Source organism: Enterobacter cloacae complex sp. 394I7 (assembly GCF_057320345.1).
This window is the reverse complement of the sequence record NZ_JBXWCR010000001.1, coordinates 1,932,152-1,957,986: the sequence shown is the minus strand read 5'-3', so window position 1 is coordinate 1,957,986 and position 25,835 is coordinate 1,932,152. Positions and strand designations below refer to the sequence as shown.

General features: G+C 44.8%; 25 protein-coding genes. 17 read left to right on the top strand and 8 right to left on the bottom strand.

The features are described from left to right. Positions 1 to 60 precede the first annotated feature (60 nt). The 16 genes from galF (at position 61) to tnpA (ending at position 17,420) form a co-directional block, all read left to right on the top strand. A complete protein-coding gene (galF, locus tag AC2FAP_RS09560) occupies positions 61 to 957 on the top strand; it encodes a GalU regulator GalF (protein ID WP_449541851.1) in 897 nt (298 codons plus the stop codon). Between the two features lie 328 nt (positions 958 to 1,285). Beyond that, positions 1,286 to 1,918, top strand: a complete 633-nt coding sequence (locus AC2FAP_RS09555) for an acetyltransferase (protein ID WP_449541852.1) — start codon at positions 1,286 to 1,288, stop codon at positions 1,916 to 1,918. Next, on the top strand, positions 1,911 to 2,951 hold the full coding sequence (gene neuB / locus AC2FAP_RS09550; RefSeq protein WP_449541853.1) for an N-acetylneuraminate synthase: 1,041 nt from the start codon (positions 1,911 to 1,913) through the stop codon (positions 2,949 to 2,951). The genes AC2FAP_RS09555 and neuB overlap by 8 nt, the downstream gene beginning before the upstream one ends. A 6-nt stretch (positions 2,952 to 2,957) precedes the next feature. Next, entirely contained in the window at positions 2,958 to 4,220 is a 1,263-nt protein-coding gene (locus tag AC2FAP_RS09545) for a cytidylyltransferase domain-containing protein (protein ID WP_449541854.1), read from the top strand. Then, positions 4,217 to 5,371, top strand: a complete 1,155-nt coding sequence (gene neuC, locus AC2FAP_RS09540; RefSeq protein ID WP_449541855.1) for a UDP-N-acetylglucosamine 2-epimerase — start codon at positions 4,217 to 4,219, stop codon at positions 5,369 to 5,371. Before AC2FAP_RS09545 ends, neuC begins: the two co-directional genes overlap by 4 nt. A gap of 27 nt (positions 5,372 to 5,398) precedes the next feature. Then, on the top strand, positions 5,399 to 6,655 hold the full coding sequence (locus AC2FAP_RS09535) for a lipopolysaccharide biosynthesis protein (protein WP_032680637.1): 1,257 nt from the start codon (positions 5,399 to 5,401) through the stop codon (positions 6,653 to 6,655). Between the two features lie 92 nt (positions 6,656 to 6,747). Continuing rightward, a complete protein-coding gene (locus AC2FAP_RS09530) occupies positions 6,748 to 8,085 on the top strand; it encodes a DUF6418 domain-containing protein (protein WP_449541856.1) in 1,338 nt (445 codons plus the stop codon). Beyond that, complete coding sequence (locus tag AC2FAP_RS09525; protein ID WP_449541857.1) at positions 8,085 to 9,047, top strand: polysialyltransferase family glycosyltransferase; 963 nt, start codon at positions 8,085 to 8,087, stop codon at positions 9,045 to 9,047. Before AC2FAP_RS09530 ends, AC2FAP_RS09525 begins: the two co-directional genes overlap by 1 nt. A gap of 46 nt (positions 9,048 to 9,093) precedes the next feature. Then, positions 9,094 to 9,819: a glycosyltransferase family 32 protein gene (locus tag AC2FAP_RS09520; protein WP_449541858.1), complete on the top strand. Its 726-nt coding sequence runs from the start codon at positions 9,094 to 9,096 to the stop codon at positions 9,817 to 9,819. After that, positions 9,819 to 10,916 (top strand): non-hydrolyzing UDP-N-acetylglucosamine 2-epimerase, encoded by a 1,098-nt coding sequence (gene wecB / locus AC2FAP_RS09515; RefSeq protein WP_032680643.1) that lies wholly within the window; start codon positions 9,819 to 9,821, stop codon positions 10,914 to 10,916. Before AC2FAP_RS09520 ends, wecB begins: the two co-directional genes overlap by 1 nt. Positions 10,917 to 10,996: 80 nt before the next feature. Continuing rightward, positions 10,997 to 11,803 (top strand): glycosyltransferase, encoded by an 807-nt coding sequence (locus AC2FAP_RS09510; RefSeq protein WP_449541859.1) that lies wholly within the window; start codon positions 10,997 to 10,999, stop codon positions 11,801 to 11,803. A gap of 144 nt (positions 11,804 to 11,947) precedes the next feature. Further along, complete coding sequence (gene gndA, locus AC2FAP_RS09505) at positions 11,948 to 13,354, top strand: NADP-dependent phosphogluconate dehydrogenase (protein WP_023294784.1); 1,407 nt, start codon at positions 11,948 to 11,950, stop codon at positions 13,352 to 13,354. A 91-nt stretch (positions 13,355 to 13,445) separates the two neighbouring features. After that, a complete protein-coding gene (rfbB, locus tag AC2FAP_RS09500) occupies positions 13,446 to 14,531 on the top strand; it encodes a dTDP-glucose 4,6-dehydratase (protein WP_193162432.1) in 1,086 nt (361 codons plus the stop codon). Beyond that, positions 14,531 to 15,412: a glucose-1-phosphate thymidylyltransferase RfbA gene (gene rfbA, locus AC2FAP_RS09495; protein ID WP_434679716.1), complete on the top strand. Its 882-nt coding sequence runs from the start codon at positions 14,531 to 14,533 to the stop codon at positions 15,410 to 15,412. The genes rfbB and rfbA overlap by 1 nt, the downstream gene beginning before the upstream one ends. 237 nt (positions 15,413 to 15,649) lie before the next feature. Then, positions 15,650 to 16,816 (top strand): UDP-glucose 6-dehydrogenase, encoded by a 1,167-nt coding sequence (gene ugd, locus AC2FAP_RS09490; protein WP_449541860.1) that lies wholly within the window; start codon positions 15,650 to 15,652, stop codon positions 16,814 to 16,816. 169 nt (positions 16,817 to 16,985) lie between these two features. Then, positions 16,986 to 17,420, top strand: a complete 435-nt coding sequence (tnpA, locus tag AC2FAP_RS09485) for an IS200/IS605 family transposase (RefSeq protein WP_479435917.1) — start codon at positions 16,986 to 16,988, stop codon at positions 17,418 to 17,420. Positions 17,421 to 17,497: 77 nt separating this feature from the next. Here the strand turns inward: tnpA and AC2FAP_RS09480 are convergent, their stop codons facing one another. Continuing rightward, complete coding sequence (locus AC2FAP_RS09480) at positions 17,498 to 18,502, bottom strand: NAD-dependent epimerase (protein WP_449541467.1); 1,005 nt, start codon at positions 18,500 to 18,502, stop codon at positions 17,498 to 17,500. A gap of 193 nt (positions 18,503 to 18,695) precedes the next feature. Here AC2FAP_RS09480 and wzzB point away from each other — a divergent pair, with 193 nt between their 5' ends. Further along, positions 18,696 to 19,676, top strand: coding sequence for an LPS O-antigen chain length determinant protein WzzB (gene wzzB, locus AC2FAP_RS09475; protein WP_449541468.1), 981 nt, complete (start codon positions 18,696 to 18,698; stop codon positions 19,674 to 19,676). Positions 19,677 to 19,715: 39 nt separating this feature from the next. Here wzzB and hisIE read toward each other — a convergent pair whose 3' ends face one another. The 7 genes from hisIE to hisD are packed head-to-tail and all read right to left on the bottom strand — an operon-like array spanning position 19,716 to position 25,832. Continuing rightward, positions 19,716 to 20,327, bottom strand: a complete 612-nt coding sequence (gene hisIE / locus AC2FAP_RS09470) for a bifunctional phosphoribosyl-AMP cyclohydrolase/phosphoribosyl-ATP diphosphatase HisIE (RefSeq protein ID WP_449541469.1) — start codon at positions 20,325 to 20,327, stop codon at positions 19,716 to 19,718. Next, a complete protein-coding gene (hisF, locus tag AC2FAP_RS09465; RefSeq protein WP_014170794.1) occupies positions 20,321 to 21,097 on the bottom strand; it encodes an imidazole glycerol phosphate synthase subunit HisF in 777 nt (258 codons plus the stop codon). The genes hisIE and hisF overlap by 7 nt, the downstream gene beginning before the upstream one ends. After that, complete coding sequence (gene hisA / locus AC2FAP_RS09460) at positions 21,079 to 21,816, bottom strand: 1-(5-phosphoribosyl)-5-[(5-phosphoribosylamino)methylideneamino]imidazole-4-carboxamide isomerase (protein ID WP_423403089.1); 738 nt, start codon at positions 21,814 to 21,816, stop codon at positions 21,079 to 21,081. Before hisA ends, hisF begins: the two co-directional genes overlap by 19 nt. Next, entirely contained in the window at positions 21,816 to 22,406 is a 591-nt protein-coding gene (gene hisH / locus AC2FAP_RS09455; RefSeq protein ID WP_020883288.1) for an imidazole glycerol phosphate synthase subunit HisH, read from the bottom strand. The genes hisA and hisH overlap by 1 nt, the downstream gene beginning before the upstream one ends. Beyond that, entirely contained in the window at positions 22,406 to 23,473 is a 1,068-nt protein-coding gene (hisB, locus tag AC2FAP_RS09450) for a bifunctional histidinol-phosphatase/imidazoleglycerol-phosphate dehydratase HisB (RefSeq protein WP_025203709.1), read from the bottom strand. Before hisB ends, hisH begins: the two co-directional genes overlap by 1 nt. Then, positions 23,470 to 24,531: a histidinol-phosphate transaminase gene (gene hisC, locus AC2FAP_RS09445; RefSeq protein WP_228176595.1), complete on the bottom strand. Its 1,062-nt coding sequence runs from the start codon at positions 24,529 to 24,531 to the stop codon at positions 23,470 to 23,472. Before hisC ends, hisB begins: the two co-directional genes overlap by 4 nt. After that, positions 24,528 to 25,832: a histidinol dehydrogenase gene (hisD, locus tag AC2FAP_RS09440; RefSeq protein WP_426020951.1), complete on the bottom strand. Its 1,305-nt coding sequence runs from the start codon at positions 25,830 to 25,832 to the stop codon at positions 24,528 to 24,530. Before hisD ends, hisC begins: the two co-directional genes overlap by 4 nt. Between the last annotated feature and the right edge of the window lie 3 nt (positions 25,833 to 25,835).

Sequence of the window (25,835 nt, the reverse complement as noted above, 5' to 3'; positions counted from 1 at the left end):
TGCTGGCGAAAACAGGTTAAAGAGCTATAATTCGTCAACCATTTTAAGGTGGAAGAAATAATGATTAATTTGAAAGCAGTCATTCCGGTAGCAGGCCTGGGCATGCATATGTTGCCAGCCACAAAAGCCATTCCTAAAGAGATGCTGCCGATTGTCGACAAACCGATGATTCAATACATTGTCGATGAAATTGTTGCTGCAGGGATCAAAGAAATCGTCCTGGTTACGCACTCCTCCAAGAATGCGGTAGAAAACCACTTCGACACCTCTTACGAACTCGAAGCGTTGCTTGAGCAGCGCGTAAAACGCCAGCTGCTGGCTGAAGTGCAGTCTATCTGCCCTCCTGGCGTAACCATCATGAACGTGCGTCAGGCACAGCCGCTGGGTCTGGGCCACTCCATTCTTTGCGCACGCCCGGTCGTGGGTGACAACCCGTTCATCGTTGTTCTGCCGGATATCATTATCGACAGCGCATCTGCCGATCCGCTGCGTTACAACCTGGCGGCAATGGTGGCGCGCTTCAACGAAACGGGCCGCAGCCAGGTGCTTGCTAAGCGCATGAAAGGCGATCTCTCCGAGTACTCTGTTATCCAGACTAAAGAACCGCTGGAGACGGAAGGGCAGGTGAGCCGTATCGTTGAGTTTATCGAGAAACCGGATCAGCCGCAGACGCTGGATTCTGACCTGATGGCCGTTGGCCGTTATGTTCTCAACGCGGATATCTGGGCCGAGCTGGAAAAAACCGAGCCGGGTGCCTGGGACCGTATCCAGTTGACCGATGCGATTGCTGAACTGGCTAAGAAGCAGTCTGTTGATGCGATGCTGATGACCGGTGACAGCTACGACTGCGGTAAGAAACTGGGCTATATGCAGGCATTTGTGAAGTATGGCCTGCGTAACCTGAAGGAAGGTCAGAAGTTCAGAAGCCGGATTGAGAAGTTGCTGGTAAAAGATTAACTTCCCCAGTACAAATCTAAACTAACTGAATGACAACGGATATTCTATAAGTGTATATTACATAAGAATATTTGTTGTCATTTGTTACGTATAGCAACTGCATTCTATGTCTAATTTCTGTGCGATAGAAAGCATGTTTTCACTTGTATCTGTTGCGCCTTAGGATCACAATCGAATCTTGTTTTTGGTTAGATTCGGTTTCATGCGTTATGACATATGCCCGTAAGCGGTTCAGTGCACTGGTAGCTGTAAAGCCAGGGGCGGTAGCATGGATTTTATCCATATCACCTTCTGATTTGGCCCGGGTTTATCTATATAATGGTGCTAAATGAAAAATAAATTGATCATTATTGGGGCTGGGGGATTTGCTAAAGCTGTAATTGATAGCCTGGATCATAATCAGTTCGCTTTAGAAGGTTTTTTGGACAGCATGAAGACGGGAACCCATCAAGGATATCCGATTTTGGGGCATTCGTTGGATGATATTCAGCAGTGTAAAGATTATAAGTATTTTATTGCAATCGGGGATCCCGATGACAGGGCATTATGGTTCCAGAAAATTAAAGATGCTGAGCTTGAAACAATCAATGTAATAGATGAAACGTCTATCGTATCTTCTCGCTCCACTCTGGGAACCTGTATATATATCGGAAAAATGGCCATTGTAAATTGCGACTCTTACCTCGAAGACGGAGTTGTTATAAATACACGCGCCTTGGTTGAACACGGCAACCATATTTCCTACTGCTCAAATATTTCCACAAATGTCGTCCTCAATGGTGATGTTCGTGTGGGTGAAAAAACATTTATCGGTAGTTGTACAGTCGTTAATGGACAATTAACTATCGGAAACTCAACCATAGTTGGCTCAGGTTCGGTTGTTATACGTGATATACCCAATAATGTGGTTGTCGCTGGGTCCCCAACTCGATTATTAAAACAAAGGAATAAAAATGGCTAATATTTATATTGTCGCTGAAATCGGTTGCAATCACAATGGTGATTTTAAATTAGCTAAGCAAATGGTTGATGAAGCAAAGAAGGCAGGCGTTGATGCTGTAAAGTTTCAAACTTTCAAAGCTGATCAACTGATTTCGAAATATGCACCGAAAGCTGAATATCAAATTAAAGTTACCGGTAATGATGAATCACAGTTGGATATGACAAGGAAGCTGGAACTGCCGTATGATGAGTTTATTAAGCTTGAAGATTATGCCAAATCATTAGGCCTGGATGTTTTCTCTACTCCCTTCGATTTTGATTCTATTGATTTCCTCGCGTCAAGGCTTCAAAAGATTTGGAAAATTCCTTCTGGTGAATTGCTTAATTTACCATATCTGGAAAAAATTGCACGGCTGCCCATCGAAGATAAAAAAATAGTCATTTCTACGGGGATGGCAACTACTGAAGAAGTTAAAATGGCACTTAAGGTGCTTGGTGATAATGGCATCCCATCTTCGGATATTACAATACTTCATTGTAACACGGAATATCCAACACCTTTTGAAGATGTGAACCTGAACACTATCGCAGGATTTAAAAAAATCTTCAGTAATTATAATATCGGTTTCTCCGATCATTCTCCTGGATATTTTGCGGGTATCGCATCTGTTCCATATGGCATCACTTTCATTGAGAAACACTTTACTCTTAATAAAGATTTCGAAGGCCCAGATCACAAGGCATCGGTCACTCCAGACGAATTGAAATTATTATGTGAAGGAATTCGAGCGGTTGAACAGTCCTTAGGCAGTTTTGAAAAATTAGTAACGCCTTCAGAAAGAAAAAATAAAATAGTAGCAAGGAAGTCTATTGTTGCAAACTGCAAAATCAAAAAAGGTGAAGTATTCTCTACCGAAAATGTTACAACAAAACGTCCTGGGAATGGAATTAGCCCTATGTATTGGTATGATTTATTAGGCCAAACCGCAGAAACAGATTTTGAAGAAGATCAGTTGATTGTACATTCTGGTTTTAAAGAACAAGAGGTATAGTTTGGAATGTTAAAGAAGATAGCAATCATTCCTGCACGCTCTGGATCTAAAGGATTAGTTAATAAAAATATATTAATGTTGATAGATCGACCATTAATAGCTTATACTATTGAAGCGGCAAAAAAATCTGAATTATTCGAACATATCATCGTTTCGACTGATTCTTATGAATATAAAGCCATCGCCGAGTATTATGGAGCAGAGGTTGTGATGCGCGGTGAGGAATTATCTTCTGATGCAGCTACCTCTTTTATGGTTGTAGAAGATGTACTGCAAAAATATAAAGGCTTTGATTACTTTGTATTATTACAACCAACATCCCCTTTCCGCACAGCCGAACATATTAGTGAGGCTGTGAATCTCTTTGAAAAAGCAACGCATGCTAAATTTCTTTCATCGGTTGTCGAAAGCAGTAAAAGTATTGATTTAATAAAGCCGATATCCGAATCGTTAAGCATGGCCAATTTTGATTTAGATTTTAGTAATTACAGACGTCAGAATTACAAACAATATACTCCTAATGGAGCCATATTTATTGGTTATAATGACGATTACCTCCGACAGAAGCATTTTTTTGGCGCTGACAGCATAGCATATATTATGTCGAAAGAGGATTCTGTTGATATTGATGATAGGCTTGATTTTGATGTTGCAATTATGCTGATGAATAAAAGAGTTAAAGACAAACTCTTATTAAATTCAGTAAACAGGCGTATACATGAAAAGAAAGACGCGTTTAAACATTGCAAACCAGTGACATTAATTGGTCATTCAATTTTCGATTTTTGGGATATTGATCTTTTAGCTAACAAAAAGGTAAGTAATTTCGGTATAGCTGGAATTACGTCAGAGCAATATTATAACTTGGTATTGAAAAATGGATTAATCGATACTGTTGGTAATGTCGCGTTTATTATGGCTGGTACCAACGATATTGTTATCGATGGATGGAGTCCTTATGATACCGTGCATTGGGTTAAAGAGACTATCCACTATTTATTGAATTTAAATCCAAACGTTCAAATCTATGTGCTTAGCGTCCCACCCGTCATTGGTAGAATAGAACGCAATAACAATACCATAAAAAATCTGAACAAAGTTCTCAAAACCGGTATTGAAAGTAAACACAATATTAAATGGCTTCAGTTAAGCCAAGAATTTTATGATGCCTACGGCAATCTAAATATTGAATTTACATATGACGGATTGCATTTTAGTAATAAAGCGTATGAGTGCCTTGAAAAATTAATTTTGAGTTATTTAGAATGAAAAAGAAAATTCTGTATGTTACTGGCTCACGAGCCGAATATGGTATCATGAAGCGCCTTCTTTTGGCTCTGAGAGATGACGAAGATATAGAATTAACAATCGTTGCGACTGGAATGCATTGCGATGAAAAATATGGCTTGACCTATAAAAATATTGAAAATGATGGGTTGGTTGTTAACAAACTTATTAATATCAACATTATTAATTCAACTAACGCTGATGTCATTAGCGCAATGTCTGTCTGCCAAGAAGAATTTGGTTTATATTTTCAAGATAACAAATTTGATGCGGTGATGATTCTTGGAGACCGTTATGAGATTTTCTCTGTCGCGGTAGCAGCCGCTATGCATAATATGCCTATTATTCATCTTCATGGTGGAGAAAAAACCTTAGGAAATTATGATGAATTTATACGGCATGCTATAACCAAAATGGCTCGTCTTCATTTGGCCTCTACTGAGGAGTACCGGAATAGAATAATTCAGATGGGAGAGCATCCTGAAAGTGTGATTAATGTTGGAGCACTTGGGGCAGAAAATGCGCTTTCCATGAATTTGCCTTCAAAAGTTGAACTTGAAGAGAATTTCGGTTCTTTGAACAGACCTTATTTTGTAGTTGTCTTCCATCCTGAAACTTTAAATTCAGTTTCACCAGGTTATCAAGTTACGCAGCTACTCAATGCATTACAAAAATTTAGCAATAACTATGATTATATATTTATAGGGTCAAACTCAGATACTGGTTCAGAGGAAATAATGGCAAAAATAACCGCGTTTTGTCATTCTACGCATTCAAGGATTTTTACCTCTGTAAAACCTGAAGATTATCTTGCGCTGAATAAATATTCACAGGGCCTTATAGGTAACTCTTCATCCGGCTTGATTGAAATTCCGTCTTTACATATCCCAACCATCAATATTGGCGATCGCCAAAAAGGGAGGGTCCGTGGAGAGAGCGTCATTGATTGCTTATGCAATACCGAAGAAATTATTCAAGCGATCAATGCAAGTCAAGGAAGTGATTTCCTTGAGAAAATTAAAACGGCAAAAAATCCTTATTATAAAAATGATGTTTTGAAAGCAGCATTGACAGTCATAAAAGATTTCATGAGAAATCAAAGTTCAGAATACAAGGACTTTTATGATCTATAACTTTATTCTAAACGTTGGTCCTCGAAAATGAGTTTGGTCAGGAATTCAACGATATATTTATCCTCGAATATATTAAATGCGTTAGTACCTTTCCTGTTGCTACCAATTTTAACACATAATCTCAATCCGGGAGATTATGGTCAGATTGCTATGTTTCAGACTCTTGTAAGTGGACTGGCAGCCCTAACAGGACTCAATACGATCGGTGCTGCAAATCGCCGTTTTTATGATGTCCAGACTCAAGAGGAACTTAGTATCTACAATGGGGCATGTATACACGTACTTCTGTTAAGCTCGATAATACTTTTTTTAGTTGCGGCATTATTCAGCACGCAATTAAGTGATTTGTTAAATATACCATCCTATTGGATTTACTTAGCGATAATTGTTTCAGCAGGAACATTTATAATTCAGTTACGATTAGCGCAATGGCAAATTCGTGAGAGAGCCTGGAGTTATGGTTTTCTGCAAGTAACACAAAGTATCTTAATTTTCGTATTAACATTAGTTCTTCTTTTCTTGGTTAAGCAAGGCGCAGTTAGTCGAATCAATGCTTTGCTCTTTGGCACGTTAGTCTATGTTCTGGTCTCTTTATTCACTCTCTTTAAAGAGCATCTATTGACAATTACGACCTTCAATATCTCTTATATTAAAGATGCACTGAAGTTTGGTATACCTCTCGTTCCTCATATTGTTGGAATTTTCTTTCTAAGCGCGATTGACCGAATACTGATTAGCGGTAAGCTTGGCATAGAGGAAGCCGGGGTTTACATGCTGGGGGTTCAATTAAGTCTTGGAATGGTCGTAGTATTTGATGCAATTAACAAGGCTTTGGTTCCATGGCTCTTTAGAATCCTGTCCGTTAATGATGTAGTTAAACTAAGAAAACTGGTTAAATTTTCATATTGCTATTTTGTTCTTTTATCTTTTCTTGGAATTTTATCTTTTTGGATTGGCCCGTTTGTCGTAAGTTTATTCGCAGGCCCTCAATACCAGAAAGCAACGAGCGTAATAGGATGGCTCTGTCTTGGACAAGCGTTTAACGGAATGTATTTGATGGTTACAAACTATCTGTTTTATGCAAAAAAGACCGGCCGCTTATCGATCATTACGATTAGTTGTGGGGTATTTAACATTGTGCTTTTACTCATAATGATGAAAACCAATGGGATAATTGGTGTTGCTATGGCTTTTTCAATATCAATGTGTATAAGATTTATTGCTACATGGACTCTTGTTTGGCAATTAAAACTTGTATCATGGAACATCTTTAAAAAGGCGTAATGCTACATACATACTGAATTGTTGTATTGCCTTTTATAAAAACTTTTTTAAAACACCATAATACACCTTTACTATATTTAAGGATATACCTGGTGAATATAAGCGTATTCTTGTTTTACAGAATGATTTTGCTGTCTTTGACAGGTATTCTTGCCCTAATTAACGCTTTTGGACAAGATGTAAATATAGCAGGGGTTATTGTTTTACTCATTTATTTATTCGTCGTATTTTATTATCGTCCAATTGAATTTGCCAATAATTTGATTTTTTTTGTTATCCTTATAGCCATGCTAATTGGCGGGGCTTTGATTGAAAGTGGAACTTATCTTTTTGAAATAAACGCATATAGCTATTGGAATGGCACATTTATAGTTAATTTGTTTTTTTCAATGATTTTTATCGAGTTTTTGTTGGTAAATTTTGCGCCCAATCATTCCAAATTAGTTTTGAAAATTAATCGGTTTTATATAGAGATAATAATTATTACATGTATCGTCATATTATATGCAACATTTCTGAAAACAGGCGTGCCTCTTTTTAATGGTACTCACCGAACTGTATATTTTAGTTCTATAGTGCCCGGCTATGTCAATTTGATCAAGGGGAGATTAAGTTTCGTTTGCTTGGCTCTGGGTATGTATTACTTTAATACTAAATACAAACGTTATTTAATCTACTTTGTGCTTATCGTTCTTTACCATATCTTATGTTCGATCAAGGGTGGCGAGTTATTAATAATCCTGTACTGTTTTTATTTGCCTATTACCCTTCATTATGCAACAAGGTATGCAGAAGCCGAGAAGCAAAAGCTTTATAAAAAAATACGGACGACATTATTATTTTTCGTAGTCGGTATTTTTTCAGTAATATTTATCAACTATCAAACGGTCGAAAATTACGACAGCGGTACATCAGCAATCCAAAAAATTCAAAAGCGTATTGAAGCTGCTGGGCAAGTTTGGTGGGTAATTAATGACCATAGTCAGGTACCTGAAAAAATTCGTTGGGATAAATTCACGCAAAACTTTTCTGCTGGAAATAATAAATTTGATCAGGGAATGAATGAGCTTATGAATGTTGTGGTTCCGCCTAAAACGCTAGACGAATGGCGCTCAACAGAGGACCGTGGGAGAAGTCTTGCAAATGGGTTCCCAGCTATAGGATATTATTACTTTGGATATACAGGCGTCACAATATTCTTGGTTATCTTTGGCAGCATTATTATAGCCATAAAAAGGGATATCCTTGCATCATTTGAAAGTGGTGATGTTCTTTCATTTCTTTTTTTAGGGCCTATCCTTGAGTTAATCATTCGAGTCGTAGCCCAGGGCGATATAAATCTTTTCTTTGAACCAAGAACTTATGCAATATTTATTGCCTATATGGCTTACAGCCTTATGAAAAAAGCAGTGGTTGGGATAAATAGATAATGAATGTAAACTATTTCTTTTTATGGAATTATAATAAATTTCCTTTTGTATACTCATTGATGAGCAAAGATGAGAGAAATATACTAGTAATCAATACTCAGGATTGTAATGACCTCTATGCAAGCTTGCTTGAACTTAGGAGGTTAGATAAGATTACTGATGTAATTCTCTTCAAGAATAATGTAACTGAATATTTCTTCAATGTCTTAAAAAGAATATCTCTTTACCCTTTTAGAAAGAATAACCATAGCATTAATTTTTATCTTGATGGTTTTGTTGGTTACTATCCCTTAATCTTATCAAATTTAGGTCGGCCGGATAAAATTTTCTTTTATGAGGAAGGGGAAAGTACATATTGCGATGATGTGCTTTTTGAAAAAAAAACAAAGCCACAATTAAAAAGCATTATAAATACCTTCATAAAAAAAACACTCTCTGTCCCGAAAAATTCTATTAATGACATTTCGGGTTTTTATGTCAGAGATGAAAAACGTCTAAAAAAAATATTTTCGGAAAAGAAAGATTTTACATATAAATTCCCAATTAAAGAAATTAATGATATTCAAGCCATTAAAAATTTATCTGATTATGATAAGAATATAATTAAAGCTATATTCTTCAAGGATTTTGATTATGATTTCTCATCTGATAAGTCTAAAAAAGCTATCGTTTTAACTCAGCCAACTTATCTTTATGGTATGCATTCTAAAGAAGAACTAGCGGCCCTTTTCAACGAACAGATAATAAAACTCAAAGAAAATAATTTTGATGTTTATTTGAAATTACACCCCAGAGAAAAAGAAGATATCTATATTAAAGAAGGTGTTCACCGCATTAATGGAAAATTCCCCTTTGAATTATTGGCAATCTATAATATTCAGTTTGATGTTGGGCTAACTTATAATTCTACAGCGATTAATTCCAGTTTGATAAAAAATAAAATATTGCTTAGTGAATTGTGATTTTTATTATATATGCATATACTAAAATTTTATTATGAGGTTTTGTGTGATTCCTAAAAAAATTCATTATTGTTGGTTTGGGCGTGGGCAAATGCCTGAGTTGGCTTTAAATTGTATTAAGTCATGGAAAGAAAAACTTCCTGATTACGAGATCGTAGAATGGAATGAAGATTCGTTTGACATAAATAGCAACAGGTATGTCAAAGAGGCCTATGAATCGAGAAAGTTTGCTTTCGTTACAGATTATGTACGGCTTTATGCGCTTTATCATCATGGTGGCATCTACATGGATACCGATGTTGAAGTGGTAAAATCATTGGATCCTTTCTTGATGCATGATGCATTTACCGGTTGTGAAGATGACATGATGTGTGTAACTGGCACAATGGCTTCAGTGAAAGGTCATAAATGGATTGGCGATCTTTTATCCGGTTATGATACCAGAGCGTTTATCTTACCTGATGGAAACTTTGATAAAACACCTAATACAGGTGTAATAACAGACTTAACTATTCGCGATTTTGGCTGGAAGCCTAAAAATGAACTCCAGCATCTCAGTGAAGGGTTAGCTATTTATCCATTTGATGTATTTTGTGCTAAGCAATGGCGGACAGGTGAAATTGTCGTAACTGAAAATACGCATACAATTCATCATTTTTCCGCTTCTTGGTATTCTAAATCTGATAAATTAAAACACAGAATCGCTGTTTTTCTGGGCCCAAAAATCAGTGGGTATATAAAGCGTTTGCTTAAAAGTTTTAAGGGAAAATAATGAAAAAAGTAATGGTTGTCTTTGGCACCAGACCTGAAGCAATTAAAATGTGCCCCTTGGTTAAGGAATTAAAAACAAGAAATAAAATTGAAACGATTGTTTGTGTTACTGGACAGCATCGTCAGATGCTTGATCAGGTTCTAAGTGCGTTCAAAATTGTCCCGGATTATGATCTTTCTATAATGAAAGATCAGCAAACTTTGTTCGATGTAACCGCAAATATCCTTGATAAAATGAAGGTTATTTTAGCTGAGGTTAGACCTGACATTGTTTTGGTTCATGGGGATACGACAACCACCTTTGCAACTGCACTCGCTTGTTTCTATCTGCAAATTCCAGTTGGACACGTTGAAGCTGGATTAAGAACTTATAATATTGATTCCCCATTCCCGGAGGAGTTTAATAGACAGGCTGTTGGGATTGTAGCGAAATATCATTTTGCACCTACCAATACTTCGCGGGAAAACTTGTTGCAGGAAGGGAAAAAAGCTTCTTCAATTCATGTGACAGGTAACACAGCTATCGATGCCCTAAAGACTACTGTTAAAGATAGCTATACACATGAACATCTGGAATGGGCGTCCGATAGCCGGCTTATTATGATTACGGCACACCGCAGAGAGAATTTGGGTGAACCAATGCGTAATATGTTCCGCGCAATTAAACGCATTATTGACGAAACCTCTGATATTAAAGCTATTTATCCGATTCATTTGAATCCGAACGTCAGAAAAGCGGCACAAGAGATCCTTGGTGACTGCGATCGTGTCAGAATAATCGAACCACTCGAAGTCTTTGACTTCCATAATTTCCTCTCGCGATCGTTCATCATCTTAACTGACAGTGGCGGCATTCAGGAAGAAGCCCCAAGTCTGGGCAAGCCTGTTCTTGTCATGCGCGATACTACCGAACGACCTGAGGGTATTGATGCAGGTACGCTGAAATTAGTAGGTACTAATGAAGATGTTATTTATAACGCGTTCAGAAAATTACTTGATGATAAGAATGAATATAATAATATGAGTAAAGCGAGTAATCCATATGGCGATGGATTTGCGAGCAAAAGGATTGCTGACATCTTGGAAATGGATGCCTAGTTTTTTTGCTTTTTAATTACATGTGCTGATGTGTTTTAATTAACTATCAGCCATGAATATTTATCCGGATGTGTCATAATATGAAATTCACAGTGCTACTTTCTTTATACTATAAAGAAAAACCAGAGTATCTTTATCAGTGTTTACAAAGCATTAATAATAATACACTTGAACCTGACCAAGTTGTTATAGTTTACGACGGTCCGGTTGGTGAAGATCTTTCAGCAGTTGTGAATGAATTTATTCCACTACTTAATATAAATATTGTTGAATTGCCTGAAAATGTTGGGTTGGGCAAGGCTCTTAATCATGGAATGAATTTTTGTCAGAATAATTTAGTTTTACGAATGGATACTGACGATGTTTGCCTGCCGGATCGTTTTGAACATCAAGTTTCTCTTATGACACAACATCCGAACGTTGCTTTATCTGGAGGAGCCATTAGTGAATTCAGTGAGGATATGACATGTTCTCAAGGGATCCGTTTTTCAGTATGTAGTCATGAGCAAATAAAAGAATATGCCAAAAAAAGAAGCCCATTTAACCATATGACTGTTGCCTTTAAAAAAGATGTCATTCAAAGCGTCGGTGGCTATCAGCATCATTTTTTAATGGAAGATTATAATTTATGGTTGAGAGTAATTGCTGCTGGGCATGAAACCCTTAATTTGAATAAAGTACTCGTGAATGTTCGTGCTGGTCAAAACATGATTAGTCGTAGAAGGGGACTGACTTACGTTAAAAGCGAGATTCGCCTTGCAAAATTAAAATACGAATTAAAAATTGATAATATTTTCAATATTTTTGTTTGTTCAGTCATGAGAATAGTTCCTCGATTATTACCTACCCCATTATTAGGTCTTGTATATAAGGCGCTCAGGAAATAGTCATCTTGTCACATGCCTATATTTTCCATTGTGTGCGTTTTTCATGTCTTAACCACTGGTTAAAATGATATTCATAGATTAACATCAGGCATACATTTCAAGCCGCGCATAAGTCGCGGTGACCACACCTGACAGGAGTATGTAATGTCCAAACAACAGATCGGCGTTGTCGGTATGGCAGTGATGGGGCGCAACCTGGCGCTCAACATCGAAAGCCGTGGTTATACCGTCTCCGTATTCAACCGCTCCCGTGATAAGACCGAAGAAGTGATTGCCGAGAATCCGGGCAAGAAACTGGTTCCTTTCTATACGGTGAAAGAGTTTGTTGAGTCTCTGGAAACGCCTCGTCGTATCCTGTTAATGGTGAAAGCGGGCGCAGGTACCGATGCTGCTATCGACTCTCTGAAACCTTACCTCGAAAAAGGCGACATCATCATTGATGGCGGTAACACCTTCTTCCAGGACACCATTCGTCGTAACCGTGAGCTTTCTGCTGAAGGTTTCAACTTCATCGGTACCGGTGTTTCCGGTGGTGAAGAGGGCGCACTGAAAGGCCCATCTATCATGCCTGGTGGTCAGAAAGAGGCATACGAACTGGTTGCGCCAATCTTGACCAAAATCGCTGCTGTTGCGGAAGATGGCGAGCCGTGTGTGACCTATATTGGTCCAGACGGTGCAGGCCATTATGTGAAGATGGTTCACAATGGCATCGAATACGGCGACATGCAGCTCATCGCAGAAGCTTACTCCCTGCTGAAAGGCGGCCTGAACCTCTCTAACGAAGAGCTGGCTGAAACCTTTACCGAGTGGAACAAAGGTGAGCTGAACAGCTACCTGATTGACATCACCAAAGATATCTTCACCAAGAAAGATGAAGAGGGTAAATACCTGGTTGATGTGATTCTGGACGAAGCTGCGAACAAAGGTACCGGTAAATGGACCAGCCAGAGCTCTCTGGATCTGGGTGAACCGCTGTCTCTGATCACCGAATCCGTATTTGCGCGTTACATCTCTTCCCTGAAAGAGCAGCGTGTTGCGGCATCCAAAGTGCTGTCTGGCCCACAGGCTAAACCCGCGGGTGACAAAGCTGAATTCGTCGAGAAAGTTCGCCGCGCTCTGTACCTGGGTAAAATCGTCTCCTACGCGCAGGGCTTCTCTCAGCTGCGTGCCGCGTCAGACGAGAACAACTGGGATCTGAACTACGGTGAGATCGCGAAGATCTTCCGCGCAGGTTGCATCATTCGTGCACAATTCCTGCAGAAAATCACCGATGCTTATGCGGAAAACTCGGGTATTGCTAACCTTCTGCTGGCGCCATACTTCAAGAAGATTGCCGACGAATACCAGCAGGCGCTGCGCGATGTGGTTGCTTATGCCGTTCAGAACGGTATTCCAGTACCAACCTTCTCCGCAGCAGTGGCGTACTACGACAGCTACCGCGCTGCCGTTCTGCCTGCGAACCTGATTCAGGCGCAGCGCGACTATTTTGGCGCGCATACCTACAAGCGCACTGATAAAGAAGGCGTGTTCCACACAGAATGGTTGGATTAATCTGATTCTGCCATTCCATAAAGCCCGGTAGCGATACCGGGCTTTTTTATCTTGTAAAATCCACTCAACTCACTTTAACGGAATAGACTGCGTGAAAATTCTAGTTACTGGCGGTGCCGGGTTTATTGGCTCCGCGGTTATACGACATATTATTAGCAATACTCAGGATAGCGTTGTTAACGTTGATAAATTAACCTATGCCGGTAACCTGGAATCCTTGCGTGAAGTAAGTGATAGTGAACGTTACGTTTTTGAGCATGCTGATATATGCGATAAAAATGCCATAGAACGTATATTTTCCACTCATCAGCCTGACGCGGTGATGCATTTGGCGGCTGAAAGCCATGTTGACCGTTCTATTACTGGACCGGCTGAATTCATTGAAACCAATATTGTTGGCACCTATGTTTTGTTAGAGGTCAGCCGTTCTTACTGGTCGTCACTGAACGGAGCAGCAAGAGCTGCATTTCGTTTTCATCACATTTCAACTGATGAAGTCTATGGTGATTTGCCTCATCCAGACGAATATCATGAAGCTACTCCGTTGCCACTCTTTACTGAAAAAACGGCATATGCACCAAGTAGCCCTTACTCAGCATCAAAAGCTTCCAGCGATCATTTAGTGCGCGCGTGGATACGTACCTACGGCCTGCCGGGAATTGTGACAAACTGTTCCAATAACTATGGGCCTTACCATTTTCCGGAAAAACTCATTCCACTTGTCATCCTGAATGCTCTGGAAAGTAAACCCTTACCCATTTACGGTAAGGGCGATCAGATCCGCGACTGGTTATACGTGGAAGATCATGCGCGTGCACTTTATACCGTTCTGACAACGGGTGTCGTGGGGCAAACGTATAATATTGGAGGGTACAACGAGAAGAAAAATATCGAGGTTGTACACACCATATGCGATCTGCTGGATGAAATCGTGCCCAAGGAACGATCCTATCGGGAACAAATTACTTATGTTACTGACCGTCCAGGGCACGACCGCCGTTACGCGATCGACGCTCACAAAATCAGTGCCGAACTGGGCTGGAAACCGCTTGAAACCTTTGAAAGTGGTATTCGCAAAACCGTTGAGTGGTATTTGAACAATCAGAAATGGGTTTCTAATGTTAAAAGTGGCGCCTATAAAAGCTGGATTGATCAGAATTATGGGGAACGTAAGTAATGATTAAGCGTAAAGGTATCATTTTAGCTGGCGGATCTGGCACACGTCTTTACCCCGTCACGATGGCGGTAAGTAAACAATTGTTGCCGATTTACGATAAGCCGATGATCTATTATCCGCTATCAACACTGATGCTTGCTGGCATCAGGGACATCCTTATTATCAGCACGCCACAGGATACGCCGCGTTTTGAGCAACTGCTGGGTGATGGTAGCCAGTGGGGGCTGCGTCTGCAGTATAAAGTGCAACCGAGCCCCGACGGGCTTGCTCAGGCCTTTATCCTTGGCGAAGAGTTTATCGGAAACGACAACTGTGCTCTGGTGTTAGGGGATAACATTTTCTATGGACATGACCTTCCGCGACTCCTTGAAGGGGCTGCAAGTCAGGAAGGAGGGGCGACCGTTTTTGCCTATCATGTCAGCGATCCGGAACGTTATGGTGTTGTTGAATTTGACAAAGAAGGGACCGTAATTGGCCTTGAGGAGAAACCTCAACAACCAAAAAGTAATTACGCCATAACCGGTCTTTATTTTTATGACAATGATGTCATTGAGATGGCTAAAAGTTTGAGCCCATCGGATAGGGGTGAATTGGAAATCACCGATATCAACCGTCTTTATATGCAACAGGGCAGATTGTCTGTTGCAATGATGAGACGAGGATACGCCTGGCTGGACACCGGAACACACCAAAGTATGATTGAGGCGAGTAATTTTATCGCAACGATAGAGGAGCGACAGGGACTAAAGGTTTCTTGCCCAGAGGAAATCGCTTTTCGTAGGGGATTTATTAATGCGGAACAACTTCTGCTGCTTGCAGAGCCACTTAAAAAGACGGGATATGGTCAATATCTGCTTAACCTTACCAAGGGATTAGTCTGATTTGAGTCAGTCCGCTATTTATCCATTTTATGGGTCTATAAGCGTTAAGTGCCCCACTATTGCTGGAAATCCGGTACTTCATGCTCTGTTGTGATAACGATATCTGTGGAGTCAACGTATTCTTCAGCCAGGCATGCACCTTGACAGTGAATTAGCATTAGCGATAAAAAACCACCAGTTATTCATTGTGGTGACCCTTAGATGTCACCAGAAACTCATACTGAAGAAGCCAAACGAATGAAAATAACCATTTCCGGAACAGGCTATGTTGGCCTTTCAAACGGTATCTTGATTGCGCAGAACCATGAAGTGGTTGCGCTGGACATCGTACAGTCCAAAGTGGATATGCTGAATCAGAAGAAATCGCCGATTGTAGACAAAGAAATCCAGGATTACCTTTCGAACAAACCGCTGAATTTCCGTGCTACCACCGATAAAGAAGATGCTTATCGTGATGCGGACTTTGTCATCATTGCGACCCCAACAGACTACGATCCACAAACCAACTATTTCAACACTTCGACGGTTGAAGCGGTGATCAAAGACGTTATCGCGATTAATCCGAATGCAGTGATGATCATTAAGTCGACCATTCCGGTCGGTTTCACTACATCAATCAAAGAAGAGTTGGGTATTGATAATGTCTTCTTCTCGCCAGAGTTTCTGCGCGAGGGCAGGGCGTTATACGATAACCTGCACCCATCCCGTATCGTGATCGGTGAGCGCTCTGAGCGTGCGGAGCGTTTTGCTGCTCTCCTTCAGGAAGGCGCAATCAAGAAAGATATCCCGGTGCTGTTTACCGACTCCACTGAAGCCGAAGCGATCAAACTGTTCGCGAATACCTACCTGGCAATGCGCGTGGCTTACTTCAACGAGCTGGACAGCTATGCCGAGAGTCTGGGCCTGAACACCCGTCAGATCATCGAAGGTGTTTGCCTCGACCCGCGTATCGGCAACCATTACAACAACCCGTCGTTTGGTTACGGCGGCTACTGCCTGCCAAAAGATACCAAACAGCTGCTGGCGAACTATCAGGCTGTGCCAAACAATTTGATTTCAGCGATTGTTGATGCAAACCGTACGCGTAAAGACTTCATTTCTGATTCCATTCTCGCGCGTCAGCCGAAAGTGGTGGGTGTATATCGCCTGATCATGAAGAGCGGTTCTGATAACTTCCGCGCCTCTTCCATTCAGGGGATCATGAAGCGTATTAAGGCTAAAGGCGTTCAGGTGATTATTTATGAGCCAGCGATGCAGGAAGATGATTTCTTCCATTCCCGTGTGATTCGTGACCTGGATGCATTCAAACAGGAAGCGGATGTGATTATCTCTAACCGTATGGCGGAAGAACTGGCCGACGTGGCGGATAAAGTGTATACCCGCGATTTGTTTGGTAGCGACTGAGTCTCTGCTTAAGGCGCATAAAAAAACCGGCACTTGCCGGTTTTTTTGTTGTCATCCCTAAACCACCTCCTGGGGAGGTGGTGATTGTTCCTGTAAGGCTCTAGCCTGAAGAATGCCCATGTCGAAATATCTTTGCTTACTCACCACAAGTAAGAGGAGACAAACCGACATGGGGCTTTACAGGAGTTCATCACATGTATATTGGCGTTGCAAATACCACATAGTCTGGACGCCGAAGTACCGTTTCAGGATCCTGAAAGATAAGCTGGGTAAAGAACTTTACAGGACAATCTACATTCTCTGCGGAATCAAAGATTGTGAGGTTCTGGAGCTAAATGTTCAGCCAGATCATGTTTATCTCGTTGTCATTGTCCCACCGAAAATTTCTATATCCACTCTGATGGGGCATCTGAAAGGCCGCAGCGCTATCAGGCTCTACAATCGTTTTCCGCACATAAGAAAGAAGCTATGGGGCAATCATTTTTGGTCCCGCGGATACTTTGTAGATACGGTGGGGGTAAATGAAGAAATAATCAGACGATATGTGCGGCATCAGGAGAAAACGGAACAGACACATGAACAGCAGATGGAATTGTTAGAGTAGTTAGTGGAAAGTGATAGTAGCCCCCCTTACAGGGGGCATTCTCAAAAGCCACCTTCTAAGAAGGTGGTCTTTTACTTTTATACTTTGTAGAAGTCGCGATACCAGTCAACGAAATTCTTCACGCCTTCTTTAACGGAAGTCTGCGGTTTGAAGCCAATAACGTCATACAGCGCTTTAGTATCTGCGCTGGTTTCCAGTACGTCACCCGGCTGGATTGGCATCATATTCTTCTCTGCCTCTATCCCGAGCGCTTCTTCAAGAGCCGTAATGTAATCCATCAGTTCAACCGGAGAGCTGTTTCCGATGTTATAGACGCGATAAGGCGCAGAGCTGGTTGCCGGTGAACCGGTTTCAACGGTCCAGTTTGCATCGGCCTGAGGGATAACATCCTGCAGACGGATAATGGCTTCGGCGATATCATCAATGTAAGTGAAGTCGCGCTTCATCTTACCGTAGTTGTAGACATCAATGCTTTTGCCTTCAATCATCGCTTTGGTGAACTTAAACAGCGCCATATCCGGACGACCCCACGGACCGTACACGGTAAAGAAACGCAGGCCCGTTGTGGGCAGGTTGTACAGGTGGGAATAGGTATGCGACATCAGTTCATTGGCTTTTTTGGTCGCGGCATAAAGTGAGACAGGGTGATCGACCGAATCGTCAGTCGAAAAAGGCATCTTGCGATTCAGACCGTAAACGGAGCTGGAAGATGCATATAGAAGATGTTGTACCTTGTGATGGCGACAGCCTTCCAGCACGTTGAGGTGCCCTACCAGGTTGGCATCTGCATAGGCGTGAGGATTTTCAAGCGAGTAGCGTACGCCTGCCTGTGCGGCCAGATGGATGACGCGATCAAATTTCTCACTGGCGAACAGTGTGGCCATGCCTTTACGGTCGGCCAGGTCCAGTTTGTGGAAGGCGAAATTGTCAGATGTCAGCAGATCCAGACGTGCCAGCTTAAGATTGACATCATAGTAGTCATTCAGGTTATCAATACCGATGACCTGATGACCGGCATCCAGGAGTCGTTTGCTGACATTTGCGCCGATAAAGCCTGCTGCACCCGTTACCAGAAATTTCATATCTTCCCTCATAAACATGTGTTCTTACTGATGCCATCACGCATCACATTGCGTCTATCATAGCGCGGCGGATGTCAGTTACATAACCCATCTTTCCGATTTAACTCATCGGATTCTTATAGAAAAATCCGTAGCAAAAGATACACTATGTGAACATGTTTAATTTTGCCCTTTATCATCTGTTAGGGATTGTATGACGCAGAACAACAATAACCTGGTCAGCAGAAGTAATGACCCGGAGCAAATTGATTTACTTGATTTAGTGCTGCAATTGTGGCGTGGGAAGTGGGTTGTTGGAGCTTTTGTTGCTGTATTTATCATATTGGCTGGGATCTACATCAGTGTAGCAAAAGAGAAATGGACATCGTCCGCCATCATAGCCCAGCCGGATGCCGCGCAGATTGCAACGTATGCAAACGCGTTGAATATCCTTTATGGTGGAGCCGCACCATCGATTCTGGATATCCAAACTCGTGCAATTAGTCGTTTTAATTCATCTTTTTCAGCATTAGCGCAGGCGCTTGAAAATCAGGAAATTCCGGAAAAGCTGACCATCGATACCACGGTTAAGGGACAAGCATTTCCATTGACTGTCAGCTATGTTGGTGAATCTGCTGAAGCAGCTCAAAAGCAGCTAGCCCAGTATATTCAACAGGTTGACGAGCAAACCGCGAAAGAGTTAACAGTAGACCTTAAAGATAACATTAAGCAGCAGATCACAACCCTGAATGACTCCCTGGAGAACCAGGAGAAAGTCTCTCAGGAGCAAAAAGATTTGCGTATCAAACAGATTACGGAAGCGCTGAAGAACGCAGAAGCAGCGAAAATCACCTCTCCACAGATTCAGCAAACTCAGGACGTGACGCAGGAAACCATGTTCCTGCTGGGCAGCGAAGCGTTAAAATCGATGATTGAAAACGAAGCGTCTCGTCCGCTGGTGTTCTCAGGAGCGTACTACCAGACCAAGCAGAACTTGTTGGATATCGAAAAGCTGAACGTTAACCCTGACACTATCCACGTCTACCGTTATGTGATGAAGCCAGATTTACCGATCAAACGTGACAGTCCGAAAAAGGCCATCACTCTAATCCTTGCCGTACTCCTTGGCGGGATTATCGGTTCAGGTGTGGTGTTGGGTCGCAACGCGTTGCGGAACTACAAACCAAAAGCGTGATTCTCATCAGATAAAAAACCGGGGAAATTCCCCGGTTTTTTATTTATGTCTCTTACGTAGATTCTCAATCACCGCCGTCAAATCCAGCTCCTGATCCTGCAGCAGTACCAGCAAGTGATACATCAAATCCGACGCCTCGTTGGTCAACTCCTCGCGGTCATGCACGGTCGCGGCCAGCGCTGTCTCAACGCCTTCTTCCCCCACCTTTTGCGCGATACGTTTGGTTCCGCTGGCGTAGAGTTTCGCCGTATACGAACTTTCAGGATCCGCCGTTTTACGCTCAGCGAGTAACTGTTCCAGTTGATACAGGAACAGCCACTGGTGGCTTGCGTCGCCGAAGCAGCTGCTGGTGCCCTTGTGGCAGGTTGGGCCGATCGGATTCGCCAGTACCAGAAGCGTATCGTTATCGCAGTCCGGCGTAATGTTGACCACATTCAGGAAATGGCCAGAGGTTTCCCCTTTGGTCCACAGGCGCTGTTTGGTGCGCGAGAAAAAGGTGACCTTGCCGCTGTCGATGGTTTTGGTTAATGCATCCTGGTTCATATATCCCAGCATCAGTACTTCACCTGAGACGGCATGCTGTACAACCACCGGCAGTAATCCGTCAGTTTTTTCCCAGTCCAGTTGTGCCTGTTGTTGCTCTGTTAACATACCCTGATCTCCACGCCCTGGTCGGCCAGGTACGTTTTTAACTCACCAATATTAATAATCTGTTTGTGGAACACGGAGGCCGCCAGCGCACCGTCAACGTTTGCATCGCGGAAGGCTTCGAGGAAGTGTTCCATGGTGCCTGCACCGCCGGAAGCAATCAGCGGTACGTGGCAGACCGCGCGGACTTTTTTCAGCTGCTCCAGGTCGTAACCGTTACGCACGCCGTCCTGGTTCATCATGTTCAGCACAATTTCGCCTGCGCCACGTTTCTGGACTTCCTGCACCCAGTCCAGCGTCTCCCATTGGGTTACGCGGGTCCGGCTTTCGTCGCCGGTGTACTGGTTGACATGGTATTTACCCGTTGCGGCGTCATACCAGGTGTCAATCCCCACGACAATACACTGTACGCCAAAGCGATCGGCCAGACGGGTAATCAGCTCCGGGTCTGCCAAAGCAGGGGAGTTAATGGAAATCTTATCGGCACCAAAGGAGAGGATTTTTGCCGCGTCTTCCGCAGATTTAATCCCGCCTGCCACGCAGAAGGGAATATCAATCACTTCTGCCACGCGCGCCACCCAGCTTTTATCCACGACGCGGCCATCGCTGGAGGCGGTGATATCGTAAAACACCAGCTCATCTGCGCCTTCTTCAGCGTAGCGTTTTGCCAGCGGGACGATATCGCCAATGATTTCGTGGTTGCGGAACTGCACGCCTTTCACTACCTGGCCGTCACGTACGTCCAGGCAAGGGATTATCCGTTTTGCCAGCATTGAATCGCCTCCGTCACAGTAAATTTACCTTCCAGCAGGGCCCGGCCCACAATCACGCCCTGTACACCCGTTCCGCGCAACGCGGCAATATCAGCGATATCACCAATACCGCCCGACGACTGGAAGGCCACCTGCGGATAACGCGCGCAGATTTCTTGATATAAAGAAACGTTAGAGCCTGCCAGCGTGCCGTCGCGGGAGATATCGGTGCACAGCACGTGCTTCAGGCCAACGGGCAGATACCTCTCGACCAGCTCTTCCAGCGTCACCCCGGAATTTTCCTGCCAGCCGCTGACTGCAACCTGCTTGTTACCCTGTTCGTCGATACGAACATCCAGCGCCAGCACCAGCGCGTCAGCGCCAAAGCGGCGGAACCAGGCTTTAACCTTTTCAGGATCGTTAACGGCAGTCGAGCCGACGACCACGCGCGCCACGCCAGCGTCCAGCAGCGCCGCAACGTCATCTTCCGTACGCACGCCACCGCCTACCTGGACGGGCACATCTACGCCGGCCACCAGTTTTTTAAGAAGTGGGATTTGACGTTTTGTCGGATCTTTTGCGCCTGTCAAATCCACAAGGTGCAGCACCTGCGCGCCCTGGGCGGCGTAATCCTGCAAACGTGGCAAGGGGTCGTTACCGTAGTCGCGTTGCTGCCCGTAATCGCCCTGATGGAGACGGACAACCGTGCCGTCGATTAAATCTAAAGCGGGAATAATCATTACATCTCCAGGAAGTTTTTCAGCAACTGTGCGCCTGCGGCACCCGAACGTTCCGGGTGAAACTGCACGCCGAAGAAGTTATCTTTCTGCACCGCCGCGGTAAATGCTTCGCCGTAATTGCACTGGGCAATGGTGTACGGATTTACCGGCATGGCGTAGCTGTGCACGAAGTAAAAATAGGCCCCGTCTTCAATGCCGCGAAACAGTCTGTCACCGGCTTTGGCATAAACACGGTTCCAGCCCATGTGCGGCAGAGGCAGACCGTGATCGGTCATTTTCGGCACGTCTTCGTCGATAATCCCGAGCAGATCAACGCCGTTGCTCTCTTCACTGCGTCGGCCCAAGAGTTGCATGCCCAGACAAATTCCCAGCACCGGTTGAGTACAGGCTTTGATGAGACTCACCAGCTCACGCTCGTGGATCTGATCCATCGCCGCCTGCGCTGTCCCTACGCCGGGCAGAAAAAGTTTATCGGCGCGCAGTACGACGTCCGGGTCGCGACTCACGTCCGGTGCATAGCCGTGACGGGCAATTGCCGATTTTACGGAGTTAAGGTTGGCGCATCCGGTATCCAGAATCACCACATTCATTACAGCACTCCTTTCGATGAGGGCAGGGCGTCACCTTCCACACGAATCGCCTGGCGAAGGGTACGGCCAAAGGCCTTGAACAGGCTTTCCACGCGGTGGTGGTCGTTCTTGCCCTTGGTCTTGAGGTGCAACGTCAGGCCCATGGTGTAGGACAATGAACGGAAGAAGTGTTCAACCATTTCGGTGCTGAGGTCGCCCACGCGCTGGTAGGTGAAATCCGCTTTGTATTCCAGGTGTGGGCGCCCGGAGATATCCATTGCGCAGCGCGCCAGGCACTCGTCCATCGGCAGCACAAAACCAAAACGGTTGATGCCGCGTTTGTCGCCGAGTGCCAGCTTCAGCGCTTCACCCAGCGCCAGGCCGGTATCTTCCACGGTGTGGTGATCGTCGATATACAAATCGCCTTTCACGGCGATCTCCATGCGGAAACCACCGTGGGTCGCGATCTGGTCCAGCATATGGTCAAAGAAACCCACACCGGTGTGGATCTTGCTGCCGCCTTCGCGATCCAACCAGACCTTAACGTCGATTTGCGTCTCTTTGGTGTTGCGCTCAACGTGCGAGTAGCGGTCACGCTGGGTCAACTGCTCACCAATTTTTGCCCAGTTAAGGGTGGAACGGTCATAGCGCAGCCCGGAGATACCCATGTTCTCCGCCAGCGTAATATCGGTCATGCGATCGCCAATGACATAGCTATTGGCTTTATCCAGCACGTCATCCGCCAGGTAGCGTTCGACCAGCTTTACCTTCGGCTTGCGGCAGTCACATTCATCGGCAGGCAGGTGTGGGCAGATCAGCACCTCATCAAATTTAACGCCCTGAGAGGTCAGCACCTGCATCATCAGGTTATGCGGGCCGTCAAAATCCGCTTGCGGGAAACTGTCGGTACCCAGTCCGTCCTGGTTCGTGATCATCACCAGCTTATAGCCGGCTTTCTGCAGCTTGAGCAGCACCGGGATTACATCGGGTTCAAAAGCCAGTTTGTCGAAACGATCGACCTGAAAATCGGTTGGCGGCTCCGAAATAAGGGTACCGTCACGATCGATAAAGAGGGTCTTCTGGCTCATACTTTCTCCGCTTTCAGGGCGTCAATCACGCGCTGACTCTCTGCACGGGTGCCTACGGTAATACGCAAACAGCCGCTTAAGGATGGTTGTTTATTTTGGTCTCGTAAGATAATGCCCTGATCCCATAAAGATTTAAATACGGCACTCGACGCGGTAAAGCGTACCAGGATGTAGTTGGTTTCAGAGTCGAATACCTGCTCCACGCAGGGAATATCTTTCAGGGCAGTGACCAGATACTGCCGTTCTTCAAGAATTTGTGCCACGCGTCCGCGCATTGCCTTGATCCCCTGAGGGGCCAAAGCCTGCGCCGCAATGTCGGCAACCGGCGTAGAGAGTGGATATGGCGCAATCACTTTCATCAGCAGGTCGATGACTTCTTTATTGGCCAGCGTAAAGCCGCAGCGCAGGCCAGCGAGGGCGAAAGCTTTTGACAGCGTACGCAGTACAACCAGGTGCGGGTACTCCTCGAGCCAGCCAGCCAGCGTCGCCTGCGGGCAGAACTCAATATAGGCTTCGTCAGCCACCACCAGCGCTTTACCGCGCGTCATCTCCAGCAGGGTTCGAATGTCCTGCGGGTTGATAATCTGCCCGGTCGGGTTATTTGGACTGCAGACGAACACCACTTTCACGCCGTCAAGATTGTCGGCAATCCCTTGCAGATCGAGCTGCCAGTCTTCCAGCGAAAGCACGTTACGGCACGCCACGCCAAAGGTTTCTGCGCTGACGCTGTACATTCCGTAGGTTGGCTGGCAGTACATCACCGCGTCTTTACCCGGTTCGCAGAAGGCTCGGATCAGCAGTTCAATGCCTTCATCTGCACCCCGGCTGACCAGCACCTGCTCAGGCTTTACGCCTGCGTACCGGGCGTAATTTTCGATAACCGCTTTCGGCTGGCATTCCGGATAGCGGTTCAGCGTTTGCTGCGACAGCTCGAACTGTACGGCCGTTGGGTATTCGTTAGCGTTCAGCCAGACATCACCGTTGCCACCCAGACGACGAGCAGACTGATAAGGCGTCAGGCGACGGACATTTTCGCGGGCTAATTCTTCAATGCTCATGCTTGCTCCTTCAGGGCTGCAACGCGCAGCGTAACGGCGTTTTTGTGGGCGGTCAGACGTTCGGCGGCGGCCAGGGTCTCAATGGTGGAGGCCAGAGAGGCAAACCCCTCGCGGGACAGCTCCTGTACGGTCATGCGTTTCTGGAAATCCGCCAGCCCGAGGCTCGAACAGGTTGATGTATATCCGTAGGTTGGCAGAACGTGGTTGGTGCCGGAAGCGTAATCGCCGGCGGATTCCGGTGACCAGTCGCCAAGGAAGACCGAACCTGCGCTGGTAATGCTGTCAACCAGATCGCGCGCATTGCGGGTCTGGATAATCAGGTGTTCCGGGCCGTACTGGTTGGAGATGGCAATGCACTGCGCCAGATCGCGCGCCACAATCAGGCGGCTTGCTGAGAGTGCCTGGCGTGCCGTGTCGGCGCGCGGCAGGTCGGCAAGCTGACGTTCAACGGCTTCACCCACGCGTCTTGCCATATCCGCATCCGGCGTCAGCAAAATAACCTGTGAGTCCGGGCCATGTTCTGCCTGAGATAACAGATCGGAGGCGACGAAGTCCGGCGTTGCACCGCTGTCGGCAATCACCAGCACCTCAGAAGGACCGGCAGGCATATCAATTGCGGCACCGTCCAGACGCTGGCTGACCTGACGCTTGGCTTCGGTCACATACGCGTTGCCCGGGCCAAAAATTTTGTCCACTTTAGGAATGGATTCGGTACCAAACGCCAGCGCGGAAATTGCCTGTGCACCCCCCACTTTATACACCGCCTGTACGCCACACAGTTTTGCCGCATAGAGAATTTCATCGGCAATCGGAGGCGGCGAGCACAGTACAACTTTCTGACAACCGGCGATGCGTGCCGGGGTTGCCAGCATTAACACGGTAGAGAACAGCGGGGCGGAACCGCCGGGGATGTAAAGCCCCACCGACGCTACCGGACGCGTGACCTGCTGGCAGCGTACGCCGGGCACGGTTTCCACATCGACCGCCTGTAATATCTGCGCGGTGTGGAAGCTATCAATGTTTTTCACCGCGACGGCCATCGCCTGTTTGATCTCGTCACCGAGGCGGTTTTCCGCGTCCGTGATTTCCTGTTCAGTTACCTTTAAAGCGCCAACCTCGGTTTTATCAAACTTTGCGCTGTATTCCCGCAGCGCATCGTCGCCACGGGCTTTGACGTTATCAAGGATCTCGGCCACGGTGCGGGTAATGCTTTCTGAGGCGGAAATCGCCGGACGCATCAGCAGCGCGCGCTGTTGTTCTTGCGAACAATCGTTCCAGTTGATGATTGTGTTAAAGCTCATGGC

What these genes read in the sequence shown, in the direction of transcription:
- neuC (WP_449541855.1), top strand. Translation starts at nt 4,217, where the DNA reads ATGAAAAAGAAAATTCTGTATGTTACTGGCTCACGAGCCGAATATGGT.
- hisF (WP_014170794.1), bottom strand. Translation starts at nt 21,097, where the DNA reads ATGCTGGCAAAACGGATAATCCCTTGCCTGGACGTACGTGACGGCCAG.
- tnpA (WP_479435917.1), top strand. Translation starts at nt 16,986, where the DNA reads ATGGGGCTTTACAGGAGTTCATCACATGTATATTGGCGTTGCAAATAC.
- hisD (WP_426020951.1), bottom strand. Translation starts at nt 25,832, where the DNA reads ATGAGCTTTAACACAATCATCAACTGGAACGATTGTTCGCAAGAACAA.
- hisH (WP_020883288.1), bottom strand. Translation starts at nt 22,406, where the DNA reads ATGAATGTGGTGATTCTGGATACCGGATGCGCCAACCTTAACTCCGTA.
- gndA (WP_023294784.1), top strand. Translation starts at nt 11,948, where the DNA reads ATGTCCAAACAACAGATCGGCGTTGTCGGTATGGCAGTGATGGGGCGC.
- hisC (WP_228176595.1), bottom strand. Translation starts at nt 24,531, where the DNA reads ATGAGCATTGAAGAATTAGCCCGCGAAAATGTCCGTCGCCTGACGCCT.
- hisIE (WP_449541469.1), bottom strand. Translation starts at nt 20,327, where the DNA reads ATGTTAACAGAGCAACAACAGGCACAACTGGACTGGGAAAAAACTGAC.
- AC2FAP_RS09545 (WP_449541854.1), top strand. Translation starts at nt 2,958, where the DNA reads ATGTTAAAGAAGATAGCAATCATTCCTGCACGCTCTGGATCTAAAGGA.
- rfbA (WP_434679716.1), top strand. Translation starts at nt 14,531, where the DNA reads ATGATTAAGCGTAAAGGTATCATTTTAGCTGGCGGATCTGGCACACGT.
- AC2FAP_RS09535 (WP_032680637.1), top strand. Translation starts at nt 5,399, where the DNA reads ATGAGTTTGGTCAGGAATTCAACGATATATTTATCCTCGAATATATTA.
- hisB (WP_025203709.1), bottom strand. Translation starts at nt 23,473, where the DNA reads ATGAGCCAGAAGACCCTCTTTATCGATCGTGACGGTACCCTTATTTCG.
- hisA (WP_423403089.1), bottom strand. Translation starts at nt 21,816, where the DNA reads ATGATTATTCCCGCTTTAGATTTAATCGACGGCACGGTTGTCCGTCTC.
- ugd (WP_449541860.1), top strand. Translation starts at nt 15,650, where the DNA reads ATGAAAATAACCATTTCCGGAACAGGCTATGTTGGCCTTTCAAACGGT.
- AC2FAP_RS09555 (WP_449541852.1), top strand. Translation starts at nt 1,286, where the DNA reads ATGAAAAATAAATTGATCATTATTGGGGCTGGGGGATTTGCTAAAGCT.
- AC2FAP_RS09525 (WP_449541857.1), top strand. Translation starts at nt 8,085, where the DNA reads ATGAATGTAAACTATTTCTTTTTATGGAATTATAATAAATTTCCTTTT.
- wecB (WP_032680643.1), top strand. Translation starts at nt 9,819, where the DNA reads ATGAAAAAAGTAATGGTTGTCTTTGGCACCAGACCTGAAGCAATTAAA.
- AC2FAP_RS09510 (WP_449541859.1), top strand. Translation starts at nt 10,997, where the DNA reads ATGAAATTCACAGTGCTACTTTCTTTATACTATAAAGAAAAACCAGAG.
- wzzB (WP_449541468.1), top strand. Translation starts at nt 18,696, where the DNA reads ATGACGCAGAACAACAATAACCTGGTCAGCAGAAGTAATGACCCGGAG.
- AC2FAP_RS09480 (WP_449541467.1), bottom strand. Translation starts at nt 18,502, where the DNA reads ATGAAATTTCTGGTAACGGGTGCAGCAGGCTTTATCGGCGCAAATGTC.
- neuB (WP_449541853.1), top strand. Translation starts at nt 1,911, where the DNA reads ATGGCTAATATTTATATTGTCGCTGAAATCGGTTGCAATCACAATGGT.
- galF (WP_449541851.1), top strand. Translation starts at nt 61, where the DNA reads ATGATTAATTTGAAAGCAGTCATTCCGGTAGCAGGCCTGGGCATGCAT.